The organism is Alistipes ihumii AP11, from assembly GCF_025144665.1.
In the GTDB taxonomy this organism is placed as follows: Bacteria; Bacteroidota; Bacteroidia; order Bacteroidales; family Rikenellaceae; genus Alistipes_A; species Alistipes_A ihumii.
The window spans coordinates 1,560,152-1,583,529 of the sequence record NZ_CP102294.1 but is presented as its reverse complement, the minus strand read 5'-3'; the positions used below and the strand labels follow the sequence as shown (position 1 = coordinate 1,583,529).

Genomic DNA, 23,378 nt, shown 5'->3' with positions numbered 1-23,378 from the left:
GGTCTTTTTCGCCCGGGCAGGTCAGCGGGCCGGGGGAAGGGTTACTTTCTCCACCTCGATGCCGACGCGGCGCAGCAGCTCGATGCCGTCGCTGCTGTGATAGTCGTCGCAGAACACGACGCGGCGGATGCCGCTCTGAATGATCAGTTTCGCGCACTCGATGCAGGGCGATGAGGTGACGTAGAGCGTCGCTCCCTCGCTGCTGTTGCTCGACTTGGCGACTTTCGTGATCGCGTTGGCCTCGGCGTGCAGCACGTAGGGCTTGGTGCGGCCGGCTTCGTCCTCGCAGACGTTCTCGAAGCCCGACGGCGTGCCGTTGTAGCCGTCGGAGATAATCATCTTGTTCTTGACGATCAGCGCGCCGACCTGCCGTCGCACGCAATACGAGTTCTCGGCCCAGACGGTCGCCATCTTCAGGTAGCGGATATCCAGTTGCCGCTGTTTTTCTTCTTGGTATCCCATACGTTTGGCGTCGATAGAGTCAGTCTATGTAGATTTCGAGCAGCTTTCCCCGGCCTTCCAGCCCGATCTCCTCGATGCAGGCGGGTAGCAGTACGGTTTCGCCCCGGTCGACCGTTTCGGTCCCCTTGTCCCACGAGAGGGTCATCCGCCCGTCGAGCATCATGTAAACGGCGAACGAGTCGCGCCCGACGTGGTTGCGCTCGATCCGTCCGTCGAGCAGCAGCAGGTTCGTTGTGAAATAAGGGCATTTTTTCAGCGTGACGAACCGGTTTCGCTCCGGCGCGGCCGTGACATCGAACGACGTCCCGGAAGCGAAGTCGATCGCGTTGGCGGCCAGATCGGTCTGCAGTTCCCGCTTTCGCCCGTCCGGCCCGACCCGGTCCCAGTCGTATATCCGATAGGTGATGTCGGAGGCCTGCTGAATTTCGGCGATCAGCACGCTGCCTTCGATCGTGTGGACCGTGCCGGCCGGGACGAAGAACGTATCCCCCGGATGTACGCGGGCTTTTGCCAGAAGTTCGGGAAGCGTGCCCCGCTCGACGTGTTCGGCGTACTGTTCCCGGGTGACGGGCCCGTCGAATCCGACGCGGAGCGCGGCGTCGGGGCCGCAGTCGACCACGTACCACATTTCGGTTTTGCCGTAGGAGCCGTGCCGCTCGGCGGCCAGATCGTCGTTCGGATGCACTTGGACCGACAGGGGCTGCTGTACGTCGAGGTACTTGATGAGCAACGGAAACTGAAGGCCGAAACGTTCGTATACGCGGTCGCCGACCAGCTCGCCCATGTAGACCTCGATCAGTTCCTCCAGATCGTTGCCCTTCAGCGGACCGTTGCGGACGACCGACCGGTTGCCGTCGAGGCCGGAGAGCTCCCAGCTTTCGCCGACGGCGCGTCCTGCGGGAAGCCTTTTGCCCAGCTTCTCGCCGAGCCGGCGGCCTCCCCATATCTTTTCCTTGAGAATCGGTTTGAATTTCAGCGGATAAAGCATCTTATTCGGGATTTGCCCCGTCGTCCGCCGGTTCTCGGTGCGGAACCGGCGGACGGACCCCGGTGCGAGCGGTGCGGAGCGGGTTTAAAAATAAATACAAATCTAAGCATTTATGGCGAGATTTGCATACCTTTGTCCGCAGTGGACGATAAATAATAGCGCATGGATTTACTATGTGTCGAGCACGTGACGAAGCGGTATGCGACGCATACCGCGCTGCACGACGTGTCGCTCGCGATTCCCCGGGGGGCCGTTTACGGCTTGCTCGGTCCCAACGGCGCCGGCAAGACGACGCTGATCCGTATCATCAACCGCATCACGGCTCCGGACGAAGGCCGCGTTCTGCTCGGCGGCCGCTGTCTCGCGCCGGAGGACGTCCGCCGCATCGGCTATCTGCCCGAGGAACGGGGGTTGTACAAGAAGATGAAGGTCGGCGAGCAGGCGCTCTATTTCGCCCAGCTCAAGGGGCTTTCCAAGCGCGAGGCCACGCTCCGGCTGAAGCGGTGGTTCGAGAAGTTCGGCATTGCCGGCTGGTGGGACAAGAAGGTCGAGGAACTGAGCAAGGGGATGGCCCAGAAGGTACAGTTCATCGTCACGGTGCTGCACGAGCCCGAATTGCTGATTTTCGACGAGCCGTTCAGCGGTTTCGATCCGGTCAATGCCAATCTGCTCAAGAACGAGATACTCGCGCTGCGCGATGCGGGCGCGACGATCGTTTTCTCGACCCACAACATGTCGTCGGTCGAGGAGATATGCGACCATATCACGCTGATCGACCGCTCGCGGAACGTTCTGAGCGGTCCGGTCGACGAAGTGCGGCGCCGGCACGGCGGCAACGTTTTCCGCATCGACTTCGCGGGCGACCTCTCGGCGCTCGATCTGCAGGCGCTGGAGCGGGTGGCCCGTGTCGTGGCGGAGCCGAGACCGGAGGGCCGGTTGCTGACGATGCGGCTCCGGTTGCCTTCGGCCGATTCGGTCCGTAGCGCGCTCTCGCTGCTCAACGAGCGGGTCGAGATTCGCGGTTTCGAGGAGATCATTCCGAGTATGAACGATATTTTTATCCGTGCCGTCGGCGGCGAGCTGTAACGCGGACGTAACGAAAAGAGTTGACCTTATGAGCAAGATAGGACTGATCGTGAGCCGCGAGTTCAATCAGCGCGTGCGCAAAAAAAGCTTCATTCTGACGACGATTCTCACGCCTCTGCTGCTGGTCGGGCTGATGGTCGCTCCGGCGCTCGTCATGCAGCTTCGCAGCGATCAGGTGAAGCGGATCGCCGTCGTGGATCGCAGCGGAATCGTCGGCGACAAGCTGCAGGGCGACCGGGAGACGGTTTTCGTACCGGCCGATCGGAGCGAGGAACGGCTGAGGGAAGATAAGGACGAGTTTTACGGCTATCTGGTGATAGGACCCGACGTGCTGGCCGATCCCTCGGATGTCCGCCTGTATACGCACGAGGCTTCGACGCTCGATCTGGAGGGCGCGATCGCCGAGCGGATCGGGCAGATTCTGGAAGCGGAAAAGCTGAAGGCTTACGCTATCGACGATCTGCCGCAGATCATGCAGAGCGTCAAGACGGACGTGACGCTGCAAGCCTTCCGGATCGACGAGGCGGGAGGGGACCGGGCCAGCTCGAGCGTGTTGTCGATGGTGTCGGCCTATGTGTTCGGCTTTCTGATCTACATGTTCGTGTTCATGTACGGGGCGATGGTCATGCAGGGCGTGGTGGAGGAGAAAAGCTCCAAGGTGCTCGAGATCATCGTGTCGTCGGTCAAGCCTTTCGAGCTGATGCTCGGCAAGATTCTGGGCATCGCTTCGGTGGCGGTCGTGCAGTTTCTGATCTGGGTGGCGGTCGTGCTGGTGCTCGGGACTGCCGCCGTGCAGGTGCTGGCCGGCGACGCGCTGGCCCAAAGTGCCGCGCTGGCCGGACAGATGCCCTCGGGAATGGATGCCGATACGCTGTCGGCGCTCAGGGGAGTGACCGACTTCGGGTTTCTTGCCCGGATGTTCGGCGGTTTCCTCGTCTATTTCGTCGGCGGTTATCTGCTCTATGCGGCGATGTTCGCGGCGATCGGCAGCGCGGTCGACAACGTACAGGACACCCAGCAACTGCAATTGCCCGTGACCATTCCGATGATATTCGCGCTGATCGTGATGATGAACGTCATGCGCGAGCCCAACAGCTCGCTGGCCGTCTGGTGCAGCATCATCCCGCTGACCTCGCCGATCATCATGATGGCGCGCATGCCCTACGGGGTGCCTCTCTGGCAGATCGTCCTTTCGGTCGGATTGCTCTATGCGAGTTTCGTCGCGATGGTGTGGACGGCCGGCAAGATTTACCGGGTGGGCATATTCATGTACGGCAAGAAACCGGGTTTCAAGGAGCTTTACAAATGGATGAGATACAAGTAGCCGCATTCCGCTGGCCCGGTCCCGAGGGGCATCCGACGCCGGGAAAAAAGGACCGTGTCTGCCGGACGGTCGTTCGCCGGTTGGCCTGTCTGTTGAACTTCATCCTGTCTGCCGTTCCGGCTTTGACGGCTCAGTCGTTCGACGAGCGTTTCTCAGACTGTTTTTCCAAGGGCGATACGGCTGCCGCTCGGCGAGTGTTGCGGCAATGGGAGGCGTCTGCCGAGCGTCCGGCGGAGTTTTTTGTCGCCGGGCTGAACTATTGTTTCCGCATGGCCCGGCAGAGTCTGATCGTGTTGGGGGATGGTCCCGGGAACGGGCCGACTCTTGAAACGGTCGATCCGGCCGGCTCCTGCCGGGAACTTTCTCTGTCCGAGGCGGTGCGTTATGATACGGCGCTCGTCCGGCGGGGAATAGCGTATATCGATCGAGGAATCGAAGCGTACCCTTTGCGTCTCGACATGCGTTTCGGCAAAATCCATGCACTGGGCGAGATCGGAGACTACGGCCGCTACGTCGATGCGATCGTCGATGCGGTCGCAGCGTCGGCCGATAACGCGTGCCGCTGGCTTTGGAGCGATGACCGCCCGCTGGAGGACGGTCGGGAGTTCATGCTGTCGGCCGTTCAGGACTATGTGAATCGCCTTTATGAGCTGGGGACCGACGAGGGGCTCGACGGCATGGATCGGATCGCTTCGACCGTGCTGGGAATCTATCCCGATCATGTGGAGAGTCTGGATAATGCGGCTATCGTGCGGATCGTCCGCGGCCGTTACGACGAGGCGAAGCCTCTGTTGATGCGGGCCGAGCGGCTGGCTCCGCGCGATATGACGATACTGGCCAATCTGGCCGAGTTGCACGTTCGGCAGGGAGACCGTCCGGCCGCGGCGACTTATTATCGCAGAATGGCGGACTGCGCGGAAGGTTCCGACCGGGATTACGCTTTGCGGCGGCTCCGCGAGTTGGAGGAGAAAGAGTGATATTTCGCGGATACGGATACGGTCGCTGCGCGGGCGGTTTTGCGCGGAATGCCTTTCGGAGTCGTGGAAAATCGGCGGGAATCGTTCGATGGGCGAGCGAATTTTATAAGAACAGAACGGAACGTTAAAAAAGACTTATTATAATGAAAGAATGTGTATTGGTTGCCGGGGGGGCCGGCTATATCGGAACTCATACGGCCGTGGAGCTGATCGAGGCGGGATACGATGTCGTGATCGTCGACAATCTGTCGAATTCCGAAATGAAGGCGGTCGAGGGCGTTCGGGAAATCACCGGGCGGAACGTGCCCTTCGAGCGTGTCGATTGTGATGACAGGCAGGCGCTGGCGGACGTGTTCGGCCGCTACCGGTTCGGCGCGGTTATCCATTTCGCCGCGTCGAAGGCTGTCGGCGAGTCGGTCGAGAAGCCGCTGCTCTATTACCGCAACAATATCCTGTCGCTGCTCAACGTGCTCGACCTGATGCGGGAGAAAGGGGTACGCAATCTTGTCTTCTCGTCGTCGTGCACCGTGTACGGCCAGCCCGAAGCGTTGCCCGTCACCGAGCAGACGCCGAGGCAGCCGGCCACGTCGCCTTACGGCAACACGAAGCAGATATGCGAGGATATTCTGCGCGATACGGTGGCGGCTTATCCCGAGCTGTGCGGCATAGCGCTCCGCTACTTCAATCCGATCGGAGCGCACCCCTCGGCATTGATCGGCGAGCTTCCCAAGGGCGTACCGGGCAATCTGGTCCCGTTCATCACGCAGACGGCGGCCGGTATCCGCGAGTGCCTGAGCGTATTCGGCGACGACTACGACACGCCGGACGGATCGGCGATCCGCGACTATATCGACGTAGTCGATCTGGCCAAGGCCCACGTCGTGGCCGTAGGCCGGATGATCGACGGGAAGGGCAAGAACCGCTACGAATACTTCAATATCGGTACGGGTCGCGGCCGTTCGGTGCTGGAACTCGTCTCGCTGTTCGAACGGGCTACCGGCGTGCGTGTGCCGCACAAGATCGTCGGCCGCCGGGCCGGCGACATCGAGAAGATCTGGGCCGATACCTCGTATGCGAACCGAGAGCTCGGATGGAAGGCCGAGCGGCCGATCGAGGATACGCTTCGTTCGGCCTGGGCTTGGGAGAAACGGCTGCGCGGAATCGAATAGGCGGGAAACCGGTCCGCGGAGAAGATGCCGGTCTTTTTTCGGTGTGCCCGTGTGCGAACGCGTTGTGCTGCACCGACTTTCCGTGCGGAAACGATCCTGCCGTCGGGCAGTCGCAGTCTTCGGTAGCGTGCATGACGGTCGCAGGTTCGGGAAGCGAAAGCAAGGGATTTTAGATAAATTGTCCCGGAGGGGATTGCGTATGCGCAGGAAGGCGGATGCGGATAATTCCCGGATAGGGGCTTCGGTCCGGTTGCTGCCGACTTTTATCGTTAGATTTTTTCGCTTGTTCCTGTGCTTTTGTCGAAAGCACGGACGGGGATTCGGCGGAATATGCGGTCCGGTCGAATTTCGGCGGTCTTTTTCCTTCCGTCCGCTGTTGTGGAAAGTATATAAAAACGATTCGGGAACCGCTCTAAAGCGGTTCCCGAATCGTTTTTCGCTTTTGCGCGGGAAAATCGTCAGGGCTTCGGATGCGACGGATTGCGGGCAACGCCGAGTTTCCCGGTCGTCCATTCGATGCTTTCGTCGGGGCGGTCGTCGCTTGCGACGATCAGCGTTATCGGATCGTTCTCCCAATATGATTTGACGGTCTTTCCGCCCATAGCTTGCTCGGGTTTCGCGTCGTCGGGATTGACCAGTATTCTCAGGCCGACCGACTCGTGCATCATCTCCATGTCTCCGCGCGAGTTGCCGCCTACGATCAGCGGACGGGCCTTGATGAACGTGTGGATGACTTCGGCCTTGCCTGCGTCTTGGGGGATCGGACGCACGACCTCGTCGGTCACGATGCCGTCGCGGATGCACGACTTGACGCCCAGAATGCGGTCGACCGGAATGCCGAGCTGCTCGTGGACGAACCGCTGATAGAGCAGCTCCGTCGAGGCCGTTACGATCCATATCTCGAAGCCGTATTCCTCCAGATTGGCCAGCAGCTCCTTCATTTCGGGATAGAACTTGCCCGCGAACTTGTTTTGGTAGCAGACCCAGCCGGCATTACTCAGTTCGTCGGGCGTCAGTCCGGCGAAGAAGTCGATGCACCGCTGCGTGTAGGAGACGGCCACGTTATCGCCTGCGGCCAGTTCTTCGCAGATTTTCCATTTTTCTTTCGACAGCTTGTCCTGACGGTCCTGGTAGTTCGCTACGGCGAAGTCGTACATCGATTCCTCGCTCAGGTAGTGGGGCACTTGGCCGATCAGCGTGCCGTCGCAGTCGAATACGGCGACCTTCCGCTCCTTCATGGCGAGCGTCGAGTTCAGAAACGATTCGATTCGCCGGTTCGTCTCGTCCGGCCAGCCGGTTATGTGGCGGTAAGTCTGGCCGAAAGTCGCGGGCTGGCAGAGCAGCAGCGCGATGACGGCCGTTGCGATTTTTCTGAAAAAGTCGGTTCTTTTCATGAGTAATAGCTCGAATTTGACATGGTACAAAGTTAACGGATTATTCGGGAAAGCGAATGCCGTTCGCCTGCCGTTCGGCCGAGGAGTCGGTCCGCGTTCTTCGTTTTGTCGCTGCAGTACGTCTCGGCCTTTCCGGTCGTCTTGCGATTTCCGGCCGTCTTCGTCCGTGTCCGGTCGGGCGGTCCGCGGCTGTTGTTCGGCTGTTCGGGAGGGGGTCTTGCCGCTTGATACCCGGCCCGGATGATTGTCCGACGGACCGTGGAATGCTGAGCGGGATTTGCGCGAAAGATGCGGTATTCAAGGGAAGGGCCTTATCGCGCGGCGTCAGAAAACTTCGCGCAGGATCGAGATCGAGCGGACCGAGTGGATCGAATCGAAATGGTAGCCGAAAAAGGACAGCATCGCTTCCATGAATTCCGTACGCCGTGCGCGGGAAAGCGGGATCTCGGCCAAAGCGTCGGCTTCGCACTCCATCAGGGTGCCCAATAGCCGGGCGCACGCCTCGTTCATGCCGATGCGGTGGGCGGGCATCGACGGCGTGAAAAGCCCGCCCCGGATGTCGAAGCAGCCGTTTTCGATATACTCGTTGCCGGGATAGAAGCCCAGATAGGCGGACAACCGTACGAGGAACCAGAGGTGGTAGTTAGCGATTCCCTCCCGCATCGCGTCGAGCTTCAGCACGGCCTCGCAGAGAAAGTCGAACAGGGGCTCGTTGGCCTCGACCTCGCGGATCAGCCGGTACAGCACCTCGGCCATGAACATCGAGATCGTGCTTTTGCGCACATCGAACGGGACCGACATCAGCGGGCGGAGACTGCGCATTTCCCGGATGCGGTGCATTTGCGCGTGCGGCTGTTCGACGCCCTCGAATTCGACGAGAAACATCGGCTGGAGAAGCGCCGCCTTGTTGCCCCGGCCCCGCTTGCTGCGGATGCCCTGCACCATGTAGCTCATTCGGCCCAGCACGTCCGTGAACAGATAGGCGATCGCCGAACTGTCGCCGTATTTGATCGTATGGAGTACGATGCCGCGCGCTTTGTAGGTGCGCATCAGGGACGGCTGTTGAGGAAGGCGGCCAGCTTTGCGACGGCGCGTCCCCGGTGACTGATCGCGTTCTTGGCTTCGTCGCTCATTTCGGCGAAAGTTTCCGCATACCCGTCGGGAACGAAGATCGGATCGTATCCGAAGCCGTTCGTGCCGCGGGGAACCGTCAGCAATACGCCTCCGACGATTCCTTCGAAAAGATGCTCTTCTCCGTCGAGAATCAGCGAAATGACGGTGCGGAAGCGGGCCCTCCGGTCCGTTATGCCTTCCATATTGCGCAGCAGAAGCTCCATGTTGCGCTCCGAATCGTGTCCCGGTCCCGCATAGCGTGCCGAGCGAACTCCCGGCTCCCCGCCGAGCGCCTCGACCTCGAGGCCCGTGTCGTCGGCAAAGCAGTCGGCTCCCCCCGTGCACTCGTACAGGTAGTGCGATTTCTGGGAAGCGTTGCCTTCGATCGTAGGGCGGTCTTCCGGAATTTCCTCGGTAATACCCAGCTCGTAGGGCGTGACAAGCCGGTAGCCGTCGCCCAATACGGCCTGAACTTCCTTTAGCTTGTGTTTATTGTTGGTGGCAAAAATAATTTTCATAGTTTGGTAAAATAAATTTTTTCACTTCGTGTAATGACCTATGAATCCGATCAGTACGACCGCAATGAACAGGACGATGAATACCCCGAGCAGTATCCGCCGGTTGCGTTTCAGTTCCTCGTGCTCGGTCATGGCTCGGTCTTTCTGTAGAATTTGCTGAGCCGGTCGTCCGCATGGATCTTGTCGATGATCGTGCGCACCAGCGTGTCGATCTCCTTGTCGGGGCTGTAGTCCGCCGCGCAGATGTAGCTCACGCGGTTGTCGCGGATCAGCTGTTCCATCGTCTGCCTTTTTTGCCGCGAGCGCGGGTTGTATACCGCGATCGAGTGGCCCCCCTGTTGCTTGACGAGCTTCATGCACGGGATGTCGGTAGTCCCGTCGCCGAAGTAGATCATGTGGCGGAACTGGACGGGCCTTTTCTCCTCTTCGATGAACTCGTTGATACGTTCGCTGTCGTAGACGCTTTCGATACCCTTGTTGATCTTGAAGATGAACTGCGTCTTGTTCGTGTAGTTGACCGCCACGGCCGGCCAGTAGGCCACTCCGTCGACATCGTAGAAGAAGGAGCTGGCATAGATTTTCTTGAATTGCCGCGCGATCGGCGTGCCTTCGATCATTTCGCGCAGTCCGGACGAGTTGATATAGTGGTGCAGCTGAATGCCTTTCGCTGCGGCGTAGGCGTTGATGCGCGGGAACCATTCGCGGACCCCCTCGTACAGCCGGATGTTCTGTCCCGAGCGGGCGAACGATTCGCGCCGCAGCGAGATACCCGAATTCTTGGCTTCGTGCAGCATCCGGTACATGTAGGCGAGGATCGGGTCCCCGTCCTGCTCCATGGCCGTCTGGTTGCTCTCTTCCCAGAACTCGCGGTTGCTTTTTCCGACGGCCGGAATGAAGTCGTATTCCTGCATGTTGCCCGGAGAGAGCGTGCCGTCGAAGTCGTAGATCAGCGCTACGGTCAGTTTCTTCGCCATTGGATCGCCTTTTTGTTTTGCAGTAAAGATACGAAAAAAACGCGGAAAAAGGCGGGTGCTGCCGGAAGCGCCCGTACGTCATGGGTTTCTGTGCCGGCGTCTGCGGAGATCGGGAGTATGCGAGAGGAAACGGCCTGGCTGCGGGCGACGCTTCACGCAGCGGGACCGGATCGGTACGGCCGGCGGTTCGGCCCAATGCGGTCGGCGGTTCGGTCCGCCGGCTCGTGCGCTTGCCGGCCGCGATATCCGCGCCGGAGCCTTGTCGTTCCGGGGGCGCATGCGGAATAGGGGATTCCGTTGCGTTCTTTCGGGGAACGTGTTGCAACGACTTCCCGCACGGACTCCGTTCGGTGGAGAATTTGTCGAAAGGCGGTTCTCCCGGGGTTCGGCGACTCGCTGCCGGAATCTCGACCGGAATGCGGGTCGTAGGGGTAACCGTCGGTTTTCACGTTTCGGCTGACGGTTACCGGTCGGGGTTTTCGGGCGCGCGGCTTCTCGGGGCTGGCCTGCATGTTTTCATGTCGGGCACGGACATATTCCGCTTCGGGCGCTCGGGCTGAGAGCGGGGACCTCCGGCCTCGCTCAGCCGGCGACAGATTTTCCGGCCCCGGCTGCATAAGCCGGGAGAACCGTTGCAATCCATCAGATGACGGATCGTGTCGCCGAGCTGCTCGCCGATCCAAGGCCGCTTGTCGGCCAGCCGGGCCAGAATTTCCATGGCCCAGACTTTGACCGCTACCGGGACGGAGCGGTCGATCATCCGGTCGAACGTGACTTCGATCGTCCGGTCCAGCCGCCGGTCGTCCAGCCGCAGGGATTTCCGTCGAAGCAGGAGCGCAAGGATTTTCGAGAAATGCCGCTGCGCGCCATGACAGCTTACTTCCGCGTAGCGGTCGACGAACGCGCTCAGATGCGGTTCCATTCGTTTCGGGTCTGCCGCGAACGCGTATTCCAGAGCGTAAGACGCGCGGAAAGCGATTCTCGGGTCGGGATCGGTGCCCAAATCGATCGTCTCGGCGAGCAGGCCCTCACGAGCGATCAATCGGCCTATCCGCTCCCCGAAGCGGGACGTCGCTCGGACGGACAGGATCTTTCGCAACTGTTCGCTTGTCATAAGTGTAGCGGTTGAACGACGGACAGTACGGACGCCCGGCTACCTGCCGTACCGGCCGTCGGATTTCCGATGCTTCCGGTTTTACGGCTCGGAGTTTCCTTCGTCGGAAAAAATTCGGGCAGGCTCCGAATCGGACACGCAGTCTGCGTCTGCAAACCGCACCCGACGGATATGGAAATTCGCGCGCTGGCACATTGAAGTATATAATTGCCTGCGACTATTCGTCCGCGCATATCCGTTTCCCGACCGAGGGAAACGGAATACCTGCCAAACGAGCCGAGCGAATGTCTTACGGTTCGAGATAAGAGAATCGTGGCAGGAGGACCGGCGGACGAACGATATGCTGCACGAACTAACCCGTTCGGCCAGACCGAACAGATTGCACGTCCTGCATGCACGTTTCCGGCGAAACGGTCGCGCTTTCTCCGCCCGACCGTTACAATACGGTCATCCAGCCGTGGGTGTCCGGTTCCTCGCCGTACTGGATCGCGCGCAGTTTGTGGTAGAGTTTCTCGCACCAAGGACCCGGCTTGCCGTCGTTGTAGGCGAACGTGCGTCCGTTCTCGGGATCGTAGATGCTCCCGATCGGCGAGATCACGGCGGCCGTGCCGCACGAGCCCGCCTCGTCGAACGTGCCGAGCTCGTCGTAGTCGACCACGCGCTGCTCGACCTGCAAGCCCATTTCCGCGGCCAGCGTCATCAGGCTCATGTTCGTGATCGAGGGCAGTACCGAGTGCGATTTGGGCGTGATGTAACGGCCGTCGCGGATCGCGAAGAAGTTCGCGGCGCCGCACTCGTCGATATGCTTTTTCTCTTTCGCGTCGAGGTACAGCACGCTCGGATAGCCTTTCTCGTGTCCGATCTCGGCCGAAGTCAGGCTCGCCCCGTAATTGCCTCCGGCCTTGATGTGTCCGGTGCCGAGCGGCGCGGCGCGGTCGTGGTCCCGGTCGATGATGACCCGAATCGGGTTGAATCCCTCTTTATAGTAAGGGCCTACGGGCGTTACGAAAACGATCAGCAGATATTCGGAGGCGGGCTTCACGCCGACTTGCGGGCCGGTCCCGAACAATACGGGCCGGATGTAGAGCGATGCTCCGGTCCCGTAGGGAGGCACGAAGCGTTCGTTGGCGCGGACGACCTGCCGCACCATGTCGGTGAACAGCTCGACGGGCGGCATGGCCATCTTCAGGTAGTCGGCCGACGCGCGCAGCCGTTTCGCGTTCTCGTCGATGCGGAAGACGCGGATTTTCCCGTCCGCCCCCCGGAATGCCTTCTGCCCCTCGAACGCCTCCTGTCCGTAATGGAGGGCGGTGGCCGCCATGTGCATCGTCACGGTCTCGTCGGATGTCAGCTCCGGCTTCGTCCATGCTCCGTCGCGGAAATAGCTCCGTATGTTGAAATCCGTCCGGATATAGCCGAACGAAAGGTTTTTCCAATCCAAATTCGTGTCCGTCATATGCTTCGTTTTTAAGTCTTCAAAACTTTGTCCGGCATGGGCGCGGTTCCGGCTGTCGGACGGACCGGAGTTTTTGGAAGCCTTTACCCGATCGTCGCGCCGTTATCGACCCGATCTGCCGGCGACAGCAGCACGAGCTTACCGGACGAGTCCTGAGCCATCAGGATCATTCCCTGCGAAAGCACGCCGCGCAGCTCTCTCGGCTCGAGGTTCACGAGCACGAGCACCTGTCGCCCGACGAGTTCCTCGGGTGTGTAATGCTCGGCTATGCCCGACACGATCGTCCGCCGGTCGATGCCGGTGTCGATCACGAGCTTGAGCAGCTTTTTCGTCTTGGCGATCTTTTCGGCCTCGAGAATCGTCGCCGCGCGAATGTCCATTTTCTCGAAGTCGTCGAACGATATGCTTTCTTTCTGCGGTTCGGTCCGGCCTCCCGCCTCGCGGGCCATGTTGGCCTTTTTCGTGTCGGCGAGCTTCCGCAGCTGGGCTTCGATCACGCTGTCGTCGATCTTCTCGAACAGCAGCACGGGTTCGCCGATCCGGTGTCCGGCCTCGAGCAGCGACGTGTCGCCGAGCTGCTCCCAGCCCAGCTTGCCGATCTGCAGCAGGCCAAGAATCTTTGCGGCCGTGAACGGCATGAACGGCTCGATGGCGATCGCGATTGACGCGGTGATCTGCAGCGAGACGTTCAGGATCGTCTTCACGCGTTCGGGATCGGTCTTGGCCAGCTTCCACGGCTCGGTATCGGCCAGATACTTGTTGCCCAGCCGGGCGATGTTCATCGCTTCCTTGAGTGCCTCGCGGAAACGGTAGTTCTCGATATTCTCCTCCAGGTTCCTCTTGATCTGGGGCAGCTCGCCGAGTATGTCGCGGTCGTAGTCCGTCAGTTCGCCTCGCTCGGGCACGCTGCCGTCGTAATACTTGTGCGTCAGCACGAGCGCCCGGTTGACGAAGTTGCCGAGCACGGCGACCAGCTCGTTGTTGTTGCGGGCCTGAAAGTCCTTCCACGTGAAGTCGTTGTCCTTCGTTTCCGGAGCGTTCGCGCACAGCACGTAGCGGAGCACGTCCTCCTTGCCGGGGAAGTCGGCCAGGTATTCGTGCAGCCAGACGGCCCAGTTGCGCGAGGTCGAGATCTTGTCGCCCTCGAGGTTCAGGAACTCGTTGGCCGGCACGTTCTCGGGCAGGATGTATCCGCCGTGGGCGCGCAGCATCGCCGGGAAGACGATACAGTGGAAAACGATGTTGTCCTTGCCGATGAAGTGCACCATTTTCGTCTCCTCGTCTTTCCAGTACTTTTCCCAGTCGGGCGTCAGCTCCTTCGTGGCCGAGATGTAGCCGATCGGCGCATCGAACCAGACGTACAGCACTTTGCCCTCGGCTCCCTCGACCGGAACGGGAATCCCCCAGTCCAGATCGCGGCTCACGGCGCGGGGCTGGAGCCCCAGATCGAGCCAGCTCTTGCACTGGCCGTACACGTTGACTTTCCACTCCTTGTGCCCTTCGAGAATCCACTTGCGCAGGAAAGCTTCGTGCTTGTCGAGCGGCAGGAACCAGTGCGTCGTCTCGCGCAGCACCGGAACCGAACCGGTGATCGCGCTGCGCGGGTCGATCAGGTCGGTGGCGTTCAGCGTGCTGCCGCACTTCTCGCACTGGTCGCCGTAGGCGCGATCGTTGCGGCAGTGGGGGCAGGTCCCGACGATGTAGCGGTCGGCCAGAAACTGTCCGGCCTCCTCGTCGTAATACTGCATCGTCGTCTTCTCGGTGAACTCGCCCTTGTCGTACAGCGTGCGGAAAAAGTCCGAGGCCGTCTTGTGATGCACGGGCGACGTGGTGCGCGAGTAGATGTCGAACGATATGCCGAGCCCTTTGAACGCGTTCTTGATGATATTATGGTATTTGTCGACGATATCCTGCGGAGTGACCCCTTCCTGACGGGCCTTGATCGTGATCGGAACGCCGTGTTCGTCCGACCCGCAGACCGAGACGACGTCCTCGCCCCGGAGGCGCAGGTAGCGCACGTAGATGTCCGACGGAATGTAGACGCCTGCGAGGTGGCCGATATGGACCGGTCCGTTGGCGTACGGCAGGGCCGAGGTGACAAGATAGCGTTTGAATTTTTTCATGTGTTCGGAGTGATGTGTCGATTCCCGACAAAGTTAGGAATTTTTCGGCAAACATGGCTCGCCTGCACTCCATATTCGTGTTTCAACCGATTGGGTCCCGCGTTCTTCGCGGTCGCTTCGGCACGGCACCGGATGCCGGAAGTATCCCGTCGGGCGTATGCGCTTCCGTGGCATTCGGATACCGCGCGGTTCCGGTCGATTCGGGACGGTTTTCCGTGCGGCCGTTCGGACGGGGAGTCCGCAGCGGGCGAATCGGGCCTGCACGTTTACCCGGACTGGCGGGATGCCGGTCTTCCGCGGTCGTTTTCGGCTCTGCCCGGACGGGATACGAAAAAGTCCGGCAATCGGACCGGTAATGCGGCGGTGAGCGAATAATCGCTATCTTTGACCCGTTCGGAACGAACCGGACGAAAAACGGACTTTTGCTATGAAAACGAAAATGCTGCGGTGGATCGCGCCGGCCGTGCTGTCGCTGGCACTCGCTGCCTGCTCGGACGACGATGCGCCTTCCGATCCCGCCGGAACGGTGACGCTCAACATGCTCGATGCGGAAAACGGAAAGACCTATCTGGGAAGCACGGGATTCTATATCAACGAGGCCGACAATTTTTACGGTACCGGACCGTTCTGGATCGCCGACGTCGGTCCGGTACGCGGGATCGGCTCGCTCGGCGGTCCCTCGACGAGCGGGCTGACCGATGAGGCGGCCGTAATGCCCGGTAACGGCTACATGATCTTCGCCGACGATGCGCTGCTTGTCTTCCCTTCGGGGACGACGGCTGCAGTCGTCGGGTCCGAGTATTGCAAGGTCTACGTCGACTCGTGGCTCGCCGAGGACAAGGGAGCCGTCGTGAAGTATCTGTCCGACCGGGTCTCCGCGGACGGATTGCCCGGATACGACGATCCGGTCGGCATAATCGACTGGTCGACCGAGTCGCTCGAGATCGAGCTCGCATCTTCCGACTTCGAGGCTGTCTGCGAGCCGGGGCAGGAGGCGTTCGATCTGGAGGCTTCGGGCCGCGTGCTGAAGATCAGGCCCGCGACGATGTCCGTATCTTCCGGCGATTACGGTATCTATCTGCGCATCGGCGACCGCTACACCCGTATTCGCGTCGAGGTGCGGTGGTGATCCGATGCCGTGCGGTTCTCGTCATTTACGGTACAGCTCCGGGATTTCGGGTCGTCCGACGCCGACGGTCACGTTCGTGTGCCAGTCGAGGTTGTTGACGTACAGGTGGCGGAAGTCGAACGGCTGGGGGATCCATGTGCGGAACAGGTTGCCTTCCTGCCATGAGTTGCCCGCCGAGGCGTAGTCGCACATCGGCAGCAGATGCCGTCCGCCCGCTTCGTCGAGGCAGGGAACGTCGAACGTCATGGCGACTCCGGAGACGGGACTTTCCGTCGGCATCGCGTCGATGTATCCGTCGGCATCGCAGTCGAACTCGTAGCGATACATGGGCGGCTCGCTCACGCCGTCGCGCCGCGGTATCAGGCGCGTGTCGAACGCCAGCACGACCGGTCCGCGGACGATCGCCCGGTCGCCCGATCCCGACGGAGCGTCGACGACCCGGGCGCGCATGTCCAGGTCGAGCTCGATCCGGTCGCCCTCGTTCCATGTCCGCTCGATCGAAGCATAGGTTCCCGGAATCAGATAGCCGTCGTAGGGGGCGCCGTTGATTCGCAGCGAGGTCCGTTCGCTCCACTGCGGGATGCGCAGGCGGAGCGCGAAAGCCTCGCTTTTAGGCAGGCCGACGGCTATCCGTACGCGGCCGTCGGCCGGGTAGACCGTCTGCATATCGATTTTCAGCGATTGCCCGTCCGGCGTGGCGACCTCGGCCTGCAGCGGGGCGTACAGGTTCAGCGCTACGCCGTCCGGGCCGGTCATGGCGGCCCATGAGGGCGTGATCATCAGTCCGCGAGGACCGTTGGCCACGCAGCAGCTCATCACCACGTCGGGGAACTGCTGGTGGCTGTGCACCCGCTCGCCCATCAGGCCGCTGTAATAGGCCCACCACTCGCCGCGGGGCGACATGGCCCCGAGCAACGCGTTGTACAGGCTCGTCTCGAGCCGGTCGGCGCAACGGCTGTCGCCGGTGAGGCGCAGCATCTGATACATCAGTTTCATCCACGTTGCCGTGACGCAGGTCTCCATGCCCTGATAGAACGGCTCGCTCTGACGCACGGCGCCGTGACACCAGATTTCGGCTACCGAGCCCGACCCGGCGATCATGATCTCGTCGCGGACGAGCGCGTCGACCAGCCGCTGCACGGCTTCCAGATAGAGCGGCTCTGCGGTGACGCGGTACAGTTCGCACAGTCCCTCGAAACAGGACATCATTTCGTAGGCTTTCGGTGCCCCGCTCATCTTCCACGGTGCCGTTTCGCCGATAGCCTCCTGAATCAGGCGGAGGCCCGCCGGTGCCAGTCGGTTCGGCTCGTCCCACGAGCGGACGATATGCCGTGCGAAATCGAGGTAACGTTTCTCTCCGGTCCGTTGATAAAGAAGCGCTATGGGTTCGAGTACGGAGCAGGAGGCCAGTCCTTTCCAACCGATCCAGCCTGTCGCGGCGATGTTCGTCCCGCTCCCGGGGCCCGCCTCGGCGATCAGGTGGTCGGCCACGCGCCGGGCCGCTTCGAGCGCGGCGGTCTCTTTCGTCTGGTCGTAGTAGGCCAGCAGGCCGAGCAGCACGTACTTGCGGCCCCAGATGTCCCAGTCGCCCAGATGACAGCTGTCGGGATAGGTGCCGATGTAGCCGTCGGCGCTTTGCGTGGCCATCAGTTCGCGGACGGCCCGGTCGACCGTCGCTCGGTGCTCGGCGCTCGGCGCGTAGCCGTAGCCCATCATCGCGGCGGTGAACCACTTGCCCCAGAATTCGGAACGGAAACCCCAGTTGCCGTCGGGCTTGTCGCGGAAAGGTTGCACGAGACGCTCGATATCCTGAGCCATCAGCCGGTTATCGATGCACAAGTCGAGCTTTTCGCCCAGATAGCCGCCGATACGGACGGCTCCGTAAGGAGCGGGGAAGAGCGCATCGTGGACGCGGAGCGTCGCGGGTTCGTTCGCGGGAACGCGCCGGGAGGATTTGCCTTCGGCGCAAAGCGCCAGCATCAATATGCCGGCGAGCAGCAGAATGGTCGGTTTCATAAAAATCGGTTCGGGGTGGTTGAGGACAAGATACGGATTTTCGGCGGATTTTCCTCGTCCGGGGTCGGGAAGCCGTCTGTCGGCGGAATTTTTCGGGCACGGCGGCGACGTGCGTCCGGACCCGGATACTGTCGCGGCGGCGTTGGAAAAGCGAAGTCGAGATCGCCCGACGGCAGGGAACGAGGTCCGATCGGATGAGAGGGAGCTGCGCGGACGAGCCTTGAGGAACGGGTTGTCGCTGAAAGGGCCGTTTGCCCGGTTATGCGCCGCTGTCCGTTTGGCCGGCCGGTTCGGCATCGGGCGTTTTGTGCCTGCGGTAGATGCGGTCGACGATCAGCGCGATCGCGCCGTCCCCGGTGACGTTGCCGGCCGTCCCGAAACTGTCCATGGCGATGTAGAGGGCGATCATCAGTCCCTGAAGCGTCTCATCGAAGCCGAGCATCGACTGCAGCGGGCCGAGCGCGGCCATGATGGCGCCGCCCGGAACGCCCGGGGCGGCGATCATCGTAACGCCCAGCATGGCGATGAACCCGGCGTACTGACCCGTATGGATCGGCATGCCCGTCATCCACATGATCGCCAGCGCGCATGCGACGATTTTCAGAATGCTGCCCGAGAGATGAATCGTCGCGTTGAGCGGGATGACGAATCCGGCCAGCTCGGGATTCACGCCGTTGCGGATCGTCCGCTCCAGCGTGACGGGAATGGTCGCCGCCGACGATTGCGTCCCCAGCGCCGTCATGTAGGCGGGCAGCATCGTGCGAAGCAGTTTCAGCGGGTTGCGGCGCGAGACGATGCCCGCCAGACCGTATTGGAAAAGCAGCAACAGCAGATGCATCGCAAAAATGAGCGCGATGATTTTCAGAAAAAGCGACAGAATGCCGGCCACCTGGCCCTCGGCCCCCATTTTCAGGAAAATGCCGAAGATATAGAGCGGCAGCAACGGAACGATCGCCCGCTCGATGATCCGCCCGATCACGTCGCGAAACTCCGACAACCCTTTTTTCAGCGTATTCCCGCCGCCGCGCGCAGTACCCAGACCGAGCACGAAAGAGAGCAGCAGCGCGCTCGTCACGTCTGCGATCGGAGGCATCTCGACCGTAAAGTACGGGGCCAGCCGGGATACTCCGGCCGTCTCGAGCGAGCCGAGAGAAGCCTCGGAACCGAGAATCGGCGGGTAGCACCACAGGCATACGAAATAGGCGAAGAATCCGGCCAGCAGCGTCGATCCGTAGGCCAGCAGCGTCGTGATTCCCAGCAGCCGGCCTGCGCCGGTCCCCAGTTCGGCTATCCCCGAGGCGACCAGACCGAAAACGATCAGCGGAATGGCGAAACCCAGAAAGTTGCCGAACAGTTCGTTGAATGTGGCGAATACCCTTGACAGGGAGGACGGCATCCAAAAGGCGCACAAGATTCCCAACGCGATCGCCAGCGCGACGCGCGGCAACAGACCTATCTTTTTGATTCGTAACATTTCTCTGTCCGGTCGGAGGCATCGCTTGCGCTGCGGCGGACGACAGCTTGCCTCCGGCAGCCGGGTCTGCCGCAGCCCGCCGCTTTTTTGCACCGTCCGCCCGTTGCGGAATTTTCCTTTTCGGGGGGGCGGAGAGACGTAGTTTCCGTGAGGTGAAACTTACCCGCGACGCGGCTCGTTCCGGCGGAGGAACCGATTCGGGACCAAGGCGTTCCGATCTGAGCCGGCTTTCTTCTTCCCCCCGCCGGGAGGGAATGCATGTCGGCCTTTGTTCCGCTCGGGTCTTTGCAAGCCCGATGCCGCGCTTTGCCGCGCCGGGAAAGGACAGGTCGGTTCGCTTTTCTCGCTGTCGGCTCTTCCGGAAATCGTTCGGCAGTCCTCGCACCCTGTGTCGGCGGACGGATTCCGGAGGCTATTTTTTCAGCGCCTCGAATCCGAGGCCGTATACGCCCATGACGCTGCCGAAAGTCATGAAGGCATGCGGATCGACCTCCTTGATCACGCGGAACAGGATGCCGGTCTCGTTTTTCCGGCAGACGACCATGACTACCTTCGTCGGCGTTTTCGTGTACCAGCCCTCGCCGTCGAGCAGCGTGACGCCGCGGTGCATCTCGCTGAAGATGCGTTCGGCGATCTGATCGTACTTCGGCGAGACGATCAGTATCTGCGCCGACTGCCGGTTGCCGGCCATCACCGCGTCGATCGTGTAGCCGAACACGGCGACCATTACGTAGCCGTAAATGACCGAGGTAATGTTCTTGAAAATGAACAGCGAGCAGCCGATGATAATCAAGTCACACAGCATCAGTACTTTGCCATAGCTTACGGTCTTGTACTTGTTGATGATCAGCGCGATGATGTCGGTTCCGCCGGTGCTGCCGCCCTGAGTGAAGCAGATGCTGATGCCGGCTCCCGCCAGCGCGCCGCCCAGAATGGCCGACAGCAGCTTGTCGTCGGCCAGTCCGAGCACGTTGCCGGGAACGGCCTGCTGCATGACGGCCATCGCGACGGAGATAAAGCCGATCGCGTAGATCGTCTTGGCTCCGAACTTCAGGCTGATCAGCAGCGATGCGACTCCGACCAGCACGGCGTTCAGCACCAGAAAGGTCACGCCCAGCGGAATCCCGCCGTCGGTTCCCCCGGTCGCGTAGTAGATCAACAGGCCGATTCCGTTCAGCCCGCCGCCCATGACGCCGGCGGGGATCAGGATGCTGGTCCACGCGAACGAGTACATCAGTCCGCCGATCGAGATCAGCCCGTACTCCTTGAAAATCTTCAACAGGTCGGTTTTTGAGAAATTTCCTTTCATCTGGCTTCGTCGGATTGCTCCCGGCCGCTGTCGCGGTCCGGCGGGAAACGGCTCGCCCGGGACATTCCCCGCTGCTGCGGTTTTCCTATTCAAATATCGTCAACATTTTTCAATCCGCCAACACTTTTCTCTCTTTTCCGGCTTCCTCGCCCGCCGTCGAAAAAACGGACGGAGGCGCCGCGCCGATTCAAAAACGTCTATCTTTGCAGAATCAGTTCAGACATGCGACCATGAGCGATTCCGTACCAGACGAGCGGCTGTATGCCGATGTGATTCTTCCGCTGGCCACTCCGGCGATGACTTTCTCTGTCCCGGAGCATTTGGCAGGGGAGTTGGCCGAGGGGAGTTGCGTGATCGTCCAGCTCGGGGCTCGCAAGTATTATACCGGCGTGGTCCGCCGGATACACGGCGACCGTCCTGTCGCCGCGAAGGTCAAGCCGGTCGAACGGACGGTCGGAGACCGTCCTGCGGCGACGTCCGTGCAGTTAAGGCTGTGGGACTGGCTGGCCTCTTATTATATGTGTCCGCTCGGGCTGGTGATGCGAGCGGCCGTGCCTGCGGTGCTCAAGTCCGGAGGACTCTCGGTTCAGGAGGCGGTCGACGGGAGCTACTCGCCTCCGCAGGAGACTTTCGTCGCGTTGCATCCGTCGGTCCGCAACGAGGCGGATTTGCATGCCGCTCTCGATTCGCTGTCGAGGGCCCGGGGGCAGTACCGGGCGATGACCGAGTATCTGGAGCGGACCGGCCCGCCCGATTTCGACGACCCGAAATTCGTGCCGCGTCGTTTGCTGACGGCTTCTCCGGCCGTACTGAGGGCTTTGACGGATAAGTGCCTGCTCCGGTCCGTCCGTCGGGAGGCCGTCGGCAAGGAAGGCGACGCGGTCCGGTTCCGCCTGCCCGAACTGACTCCGGCGCAGCAACGTTGTTTCGAGCGGATCGGCGAGCTGTTCGCCGAGAAGGACGTCGTGTTGCTGCACGGCGTGACGGGCAGCGGCAAGACCGAGATATACATCCGGCTGATCGCCGAAGAACTGCGTGCGGGCCGCAACGTGCTGTACATGTTGCCCGAGATCGCGCTGACCGCCCAGCTGATCGGGCGGATGAGGGATCATTTCGGCGATGCGGTGATCGTGTACCATTCCCGGCTGACCGACAACCGTCGGGCGGACGTTTACCGCCGCCTGATCGGAGGAAGCGGCGGCCGGCTCGTCGTGGGCGTTCGCTCATCGGTGCTGCTGCCGCTCCCCCTCCTGTCGTTGGTGATTGTCGACGAGGAGCACGAGAACAGTTTCAAGCAGGCCGATTCGGCTCCCCGGTATCACGGGCGAGATACGGCCGTCATGCTCGCGGCGCTCTGCGGCGCCAAGACGCTGCTGGGCAGCGCGACGCCTTCGGTCGAGTCCTATTTTAACGCCGCGACCGGAAAATACGGGCTCGTAACGCTTGCCGAGCGGTACGGCGGCGCCGTGCTGCCCAGCGTGATCGTTTCGGATACGCTGCGGGCGGCCAAGCGGGGCGAAAAACGCTCGCACTTCAACAAAGTCCTGCTCGACCGGATCGGCGAGGCGTTGCAGGCCGGCAGTCAGGCGATCCTGTTCCAGAACCGGCGGGGCTTTTCGCCTTACGTCGAGTGCGGTCACTGCGGCTGGACCGCCAACTGCCCCGACTGCAACGTGTCGCTGACTTATCATAAGAGCGACGGCTCGCTCCGCTGCCACTATTGCGGCTACCGGATCCCCGTGCCTGCCGTATGCCCGTCGTGCGGGACGGGAAGCCTGCTGCCGCGCGGGTTCGGAACCGAGAAAATAGAGCAGGAACTCGCCGCCATTTTCCCCGAAGCCGCGATCGATCGGCTCGACGCCGATACGTCGCAGTCGGCGGGCGGATACCGCCGGATCGTGGAGGCGTTCGAGCAGGGACGGACCGACATTCTGATCGGCACGCAGATCGTTACGAAAGGATTCGATTTCGGAGGCGTGTCCCTCGTAGGCATTCTGAATGCGGACAACTTGCTGAACTACCCCGATTTCCGGGCCGGCGAACGGGCGTTCCAGCTGATGACGCAGGTCGGAGGCCGCGCCGGCCGCCGCAGCGAGCCGGGAACGGTGGTCATCCAGACCGCCCAGCCGCAGCATCCGGTGATCGAACAGGTCCTCCGCGGCGACTACGGGGCGATGGTCCGATCGCAGCTGGCCGAGCGGCGTGCCTTTTTCTATCCTCCCTACTGCCGCCTGATCGCCGTCGTGATGCGACACCGCGACAAAGAGCTGCTATGGCGGGCCGCCGGGGCGTTCGCCGAATCGGCTCGCGAGGTGTTCGGCCGTCGGCTGCTGGGTCCCGAGGCTCCGCCCGTGGACCGTATCCGGGGCCGCTTCCTGGTTCGTTTCCTGCTGAAAATCGAGCGCCGGAGCCCGTCGGCCGAGGCCAAGCGGCTGCTACAGGAGCTTTTCGGCCGGTTGCATGCCCGGGCCGAGTTCCGGAGCGTCGAGGTCGCGGCCGATGTCGATCCGATGTAACGCGCTTGCCGCCGGTCGTCCGGTTTTGCCCCGTCGCTCCGTTCGGACTGAACGATGCCTGCGGAACGGAGCCGGAATGTTTGCGGAACCGGGTTTTCCGGACCGTATGAGCGGTCGGGAGGCGCATGGATCGTGAAAAGCGTTAGCGGTTCGAGGACCGCTCCGGAAAAAATCGACGACATCCGAGCCTTTGCAGGGCGGAAGCTGAAAAACGGCGGATCGCTGACATCTTATTT

Annotated in this window: 18 protein-coding genes; 6 read left to right on the top strand and 12 right to left on the bottom strand. The window is 61.5% G+C overall.

What is annotated here, in order from left to right; translation table 11 throughout:
* Positions 1-21: 21 nt before the first annotated feature.
* Together NQ491_RS06465 and NQ491_RS06460 are read right to left on the bottom strand one after the other, a co-directional pair.
* Positions 22-462 (bottom strand): deoxycytidylate deaminase, encoded by a 441-nt coding sequence (locus NQ491_RS06465; protein WP_019246100.1) that lies wholly within the window; start codon positions 460-462, stop codon positions 22-24.
* 19 nt (positions 463-481) lie between these two features.
* Positions 482-1,450 (bottom strand): type I phosphomannose isomerase catalytic subunit, encoded by a 969-nt coding sequence (locus NQ491_RS06460; RefSeq protein ID WP_019246099.1) that lies wholly within the window; start codon positions 1,448-1,450, stop codon positions 482-484.
* A 162-nt stretch (positions 1,451-1,612) separates the two neighbouring features.
* Here NQ491_RS06460 and NQ491_RS06455 point away from each other — a divergent pair, with 162 nt between their 5' ends.
* From NQ491_RS06455 to galE, 4 genes are all read left to right on the top strand, one after another.
* Entirely contained in the window at positions 1,613-2,536 is a 924-nt protein-coding gene (locus NQ491_RS06455) for an ABC transporter ATP-binding protein (protein WP_019246098.1), read from the top strand.
* 28 nt (positions 2,537-2,564) lie between these two features.
* Positions 2,565-3,860: an ABC transporter permease gene (locus NQ491_RS06450; RefSeq protein ID WP_019246097.1), complete on the top strand. Its 1,296-nt coding sequence runs from the start codon at positions 2,565-2,567 to the stop codon at positions 3,858-3,860.
* Positions 3,842-4,837, top strand: a complete 996-nt coding sequence (locus NQ491_RS06445) for a tetratricopeptide repeat protein (protein ID WP_019246096.1) — start codon at positions 3,842-3,844, stop codon at positions 4,835-4,837. The genes NQ491_RS06450 and NQ491_RS06445 overlap by 19 nt, the downstream gene beginning before the upstream one ends.
* Positions 4,838-4,980: 143 nt before the next feature.
* Positions 4,981-6,006 (top strand): UDP-glucose 4-epimerase GalE, encoded by a 1,026-nt coding sequence (gene galE, locus NQ491_RS06440; protein ID WP_019246095.1) that lies wholly within the window; start codon positions 4,981-4,983, stop codon positions 6,004-6,006.
* A gap of 458 nt (positions 6,007-6,464) precedes the next feature.
* On the opposite strand, the gene NQ491_RS06435 is transcribed toward galE, so the two are convergent.
* From NQ491_RS06435 to metG, 7 genes are all read right to left on the bottom strand, one after another.
* Entirely contained in the window at positions 6,465-7,400 is a 936-nt protein-coding gene (locus NQ491_RS06435; RefSeq protein ID WP_019246094.1) for an HAD family hydrolase, read from the bottom strand.
* Positions 7,401-7,724: 324 nt separating this feature from the next.
* Complete coding sequence (gene recO / locus NQ491_RS06430; RefSeq protein WP_019246092.1) at positions 7,725-8,450, bottom strand: DNA repair protein RecO; 726 nt, start codon at positions 8,448-8,450, stop codon at positions 7,725-7,727.
* Entirely contained in the window at positions 8,450-9,031 is a 582-nt protein-coding gene (rdgB, locus tag NQ491_RS06425; RefSeq protein ID WP_019246091.1) for an RdgB/HAM1 family non-canonical purine NTP pyrophosphatase, read from the bottom strand. Before rdgB ends, recO begins: the two co-directional genes overlap by 1 nt.
* 128 nt (positions 9,032-9,159) lie before the next feature.
* Positions 9,160-10,005, bottom strand: a complete 846-nt coding sequence (locus tag NQ491_RS06420; protein WP_019246089.1) for an HAD family hydrolase — start codon at positions 10,003-10,005, stop codon at positions 9,160-9,162.
* 463 nt (positions 10,006-10,468) lie between these two features.
* The gene (locus NQ491_RS06415) at positions 10,469-11,119 is read right to left on the bottom strand and encodes a hypothetical protein (protein WP_019246088.1); all 651 of its coding nucleotides are present in this window, start codon (positions 11,117-11,119) and stop codon (positions 10,469-10,471) included.
* Positions 11,120-11,555: 436 nt separating this feature from the next.
* Positions 11,556-12,575, bottom strand: a complete 1,020-nt coding sequence (locus NQ491_RS06410; protein WP_019246087.1) for a branched-chain amino acid aminotransferase — start codon at positions 12,573-12,575, stop codon at positions 11,556-11,558.
* An 83-nt stretch (positions 12,576-12,658) separates the two neighbouring features.
* Entirely contained in the window at positions 12,659-14,698 is a 2,040-nt protein-coding gene (metG, locus tag NQ491_RS06405; RefSeq protein WP_019246086.1) for a methionine--tRNA ligase, read from the bottom strand.
* 427 nt (positions 14,699-15,125) lie between these two features.
* On the opposite strand from metG, the gene NQ491_RS06400 reads away from it, so the two are divergent.
* Positions 15,126-15,827 carry a DUF5036 family protein gene (locus NQ491_RS06400; RefSeq protein WP_019246084.1) on the top strand — a complete coding sequence of 234 codons (702 nt, stop codon included), beginning with the start codon at positions 15,126-15,128 and terminating at the stop codon, positions 15,825-15,827.
* 21 nt (positions 15,828-15,848) lie between these two features.
* On the opposite strand, the gene NQ491_RS06395 is transcribed toward NQ491_RS06400, so the two are convergent.
* The 3 genes from NQ491_RS06395 to NQ491_RS06385 all read right to left on the bottom strand — a co-directional run bounded on the left by NQ491_RS06395 (position 15,849) and on the right by NQ491_RS06385 (position 20,626).
* Entirely contained in the window at positions 15,849-17,843 is a 1,995-nt protein-coding gene (locus NQ491_RS06395; RefSeq protein WP_019246083.1) for a glycoside hydrolase family 127 protein, read from the bottom strand.
* A 259-nt stretch (positions 17,844-18,102) separates the two neighbouring features.
* Positions 18,103-19,317, bottom strand: a complete 1,215-nt coding sequence (locus tag NQ491_RS06390; RefSeq protein WP_019246082.1) for a dicarboxylate/amino acid:cation symporter — start codon at positions 19,315-19,317, stop codon at positions 18,103-18,105.
* 412 nt (positions 19,318-19,729) lie between these two features.
* Positions 19,730-20,626: a YitT family protein gene (locus NQ491_RS06385; protein WP_019246081.1), complete on the bottom strand. Its 897-nt coding sequence runs from the start codon at positions 20,624-20,626 to the stop codon at positions 19,730-19,732.
* A gap of 203 nt (positions 20,627-20,829) precedes the next feature.
* Here NQ491_RS06385 and priA point away from each other — a divergent pair, with 203 nt between their 5' ends.
* Positions 20,830-23,142 (top strand): replication restart helicase PriA, encoded by a 2,313-nt coding sequence (priA, locus tag NQ491_RS06380; RefSeq protein ID WP_232423200.1) that lies wholly within the window; start codon positions 20,830-20,832, stop codon positions 23,140-23,142.
* Positions 23,143-23,378 lie beyond the last annotated feature (236 nt).